Below are 2,860 nucleotides of genomic sequence, written 5' to 3' on the forward strand. Positions count from 1 at the left end.
CAAAGTCCTCTGCAGGGGAAGGAAAGCCTGCCTGCACGCGCCCTAAGGGCTGCGGCAAGAGCATGGGAAAGCCACTCACGGGAACGGGTTGGGCAGGCAATGTAACACTGTGCATATATACAGTATATGTTGTGGCCTCACAAAAGGCATCTGGGAATTTCGCGCCCGCGAAAAAGTTGCGAGGGTCAAAAGTCGCACTACGCGGAATCAGGCAGGTGTTGGCCTCGGGGCTGCAGATTACCCCCTGGCTTCGCACGCGATGCGGAGGTGCATCGACAGCCTGGAGATCGGAGCCTCCCATCTCGCTGCAAATTGCCAGACTCAGATACCCGGCTGCCAGATCCGAACAGGGATTCGGGTCGCCAAATGCTAGCCTCCATCAGGCCCACAGACTGGTGAGCTGCGGACCACTGTGGTCTATCCATACAGCCGCGCAATGGAGACAAAGAATGACGACGACCCAATTGAAGACCGCGCTGGACGCGGTGCTCAAGCAGAACGTGGAACGCCACGGGGGCTCCCCAGGCGTAGTGGCCATGGCGACCAACCGGCAAGAGAACTTCTATGAAGGCGCGGCCGGCTCGCGTGAGCTGGGCAAGGATGGCGCCATGACCACCGATTCGGTGCTCGCCCTCTTTTCCACCACCAAGGCTTTGGCCGGCGCGTGCCTGATGCAACTGGTGGAAGAGGGCAAGGTGAGCCTGAGCGACCCTGCTGGAGCGTACGTGCCAGAGATCGATGAACTGCAGGTGCTGGACGGTTTTGATGCCACCGGCCAGCCCAGAACGCGTCCGCCCAAGCGGCGCATCACCATCAACGACCTGATGCTGCACACGTCCGGCCTCTGCTACGAGTTCTTCAGCAACGACGACCTGAAGTTCCGCGCAGCCCAGGGCATCCCCACTGTGGTGTCGTGCACGCACGCGTCGATTCGCACGGTGCTGCTGCACGACCCCGGAGCCGCCTGGACTTACGGCGTGAACATGGACTGGGTTGGATTGATCATCGAGAACATCCGCGGCAAGCGCTTGGGCGACGTGATGCGTCAGCGGGTGTTCGAACCGCTGGACATGAAGGACATGGCCTTCACCATGAGCGAGTCCATGGCGCAGCGCCGCGCGACCATCCACGACCGCGCGATCGACGGCAAGCTTACGCCGCTGCCCGAACTGTCCTTGCCGCAGCCGCCCGAGATGGACTGCGGCGGGCATGGCCTGTATGGCACGGTGGGCGAATACATGAAGTTCATCCGCATGATGCTCAACGACGGCGCCGGACCGAACGGCCGTGTACTCAAGGCCGAGACGGTCGCCGCGATGTGCAAGGACGGACTGGCCGACATGGGGCTGTCGGCCGGCGGCTGGACGACCTCCGTCCCCTCGCTCAGCAACACGGGCGAGTTCTTCCCGGGCACCGGCAAGGGTTGGGGTTACACCTTCATGACCAACCGTGAAGACACGCCAAGCGGGCGGCCTACCGGCTCGCTGATGTGGGCGGGTCTGGCCAACTGCTTTTACTGGATTGACCGCAAGAACGGCATCGGCGGCTACTGGGGTACTCAGATATTGCCGTTCCAGGACGCAGCGTCTTACCCCGGGTTTGTGGAATTCGAGACAGCGGTCTACCATCACCGCTGAGCTGATCTGAGGCCACGCCGGGTCGGGTTGCCCGGCGTGCAATGACATCAGCGATGGAGACGAACCCATGGAAGCCATCCGCAATGTGCTGGTCCACGACGCCAGCGGGCGCCCGAGCACGAACCACCGGCTGGTGGCCTCCAGCGAGTGGGACGATATTCGCCAGTGGTCGGACAAGGTGTACATGCCGTACGACGTCACGCCCATCGGCAAGGCCAGGAGACCGGATTCGGTACTCGACGCAACGCGGATCGGGCACTTCACACTGAGCCGTTTCAAGTACGGCATCCCGGTGAACATCAAGGACTTCTCACCCGAAGCCGGTACAGGAATGGTACTGACCACGCTGCGCGGATCGGCCCGGCATTGGAGTGAGCTGCGAACATTCAGCGATACCGGTGTGGGCGATGCCTTCGTGGTGGACAACTCGCGGACCCACTACTGGGTGGATTTCGATCACAACCATTTGCAGGTGAACCTGACCTTTGAGCACGACGCGTTGGCCCAACTGTACGAGTGCTGGTTTGGCGAGCCGGCCGATGAGCGCCTGTGGCTGCGGACCTTCCGCTTGGGCGGTTCGGGCTCACCCTGGATCGGACTGCTGAGCTATGTGTGCCAGTGCATCACGCACATGCCCGAAGCGGTGCAGGCCGGCCCGCTGGGCAAGCACCTGGAGGAAATGATCGGCGTGCACCTGCTCACACAGTGGCGCACGCACCTGGACCAACCCGCAGCACAAAGCGAATATCGGCTGGCACCGCGCCACGTCCTGGCCGCGGAGCGGCACATCCGCGAAAACGCGCGACATGCGCCCACGCTGAGCGAACTGGCCGCGGTGGCGGGGGTGAGTGTGCGTTCGCTCGGTCAAGCCTTTCGAGAGTACAGGGGCTGCACGCCCATGGAAGCGCTGCGGGAACAACGCCTGCAGGGTGTTCGAGCGGAGTTGCTGCTGGCCCGGCCCTACGCCACCGTCCAGTCGATCGCTGCGGACTGGGGCTTCTCCAACCTGGGGTACTTTGCGAAACTGTTCCGGCAACGCTTCAACGAACTGCCATCTACATCGTTTCGGCGGCACGCGTGGAAGCGGCATCCCTGACTGGGGCGCATTGAGCGCACGCTGTTCATACTGGATTGGCTGCAAAGCGTGGAGCTGCGCCGCCGCGTGCAGGCCGGACTCAACAAAGGCGAGGCGCGCAACGCGCTGGCCAGGGCGGTGTTCTTCA

Annotated in this window: 3 protein-coding genes; all 3 read left to right on the forward strand. The window is 62.9% G+C overall.

The window, feature by feature from the left end; translation table 11 throughout:
- Positions 1 to 449 precede the first annotated feature (449 nt).
- Positions 450 to 1,637, forward strand: coding sequence for a serine hydrolase (locus PHD44_RS12575; protein WP_066690510.1), 1,188 nt, complete (start codon positions 450 to 452; stop codon positions 1,635 to 1,637).
- Positions 1,638 to 1,704: 67 nt separating this feature from the next.
- Positions 1,705 to 2,733, forward strand: a complete 1,029-nt coding sequence (locus tag PHD44_RS12580; RefSeq protein WP_066690512.1) for a helix-turn-helix transcriptional regulator — start codon at positions 1,705 to 1,707, stop codon at positions 2,731 to 2,733.
- 9 nt (positions 2,734 to 2,742) lie between these two features.
- The coding region (locus PHD44_RS12760) for a Tn3 family transposase (RefSeq protein WP_367182033.1) at positions 2,743 to 2,860 on the forward strand (118 nt) is incomplete at its 3' end.

The sequence above is a fragment of the Halothiobacillus sp. genome, assembly GCF_028710545.1.
Lineage (GTDB): Bacteria > Pseudomonadota > Gammaproteobacteria > Halothiobacillales > Halothiobacillaceae > Halothiobacillus.

Coding starts and splice junctions, on each gene's coding strand:
- PHD44_RS12580 (WP_066690512.1), top strand. CDS start 1,705: ATGGAAGCCATCCGCAATGTGCTGGTCCACGACGCCAGCGGGCGCCCG.
- PHD44_RS12575 (WP_066690510.1), top strand. CDS start 450: ATGACGACGACCCAATTGAAGACCGCGCTGGACGCGGTGCTCAAGCAG.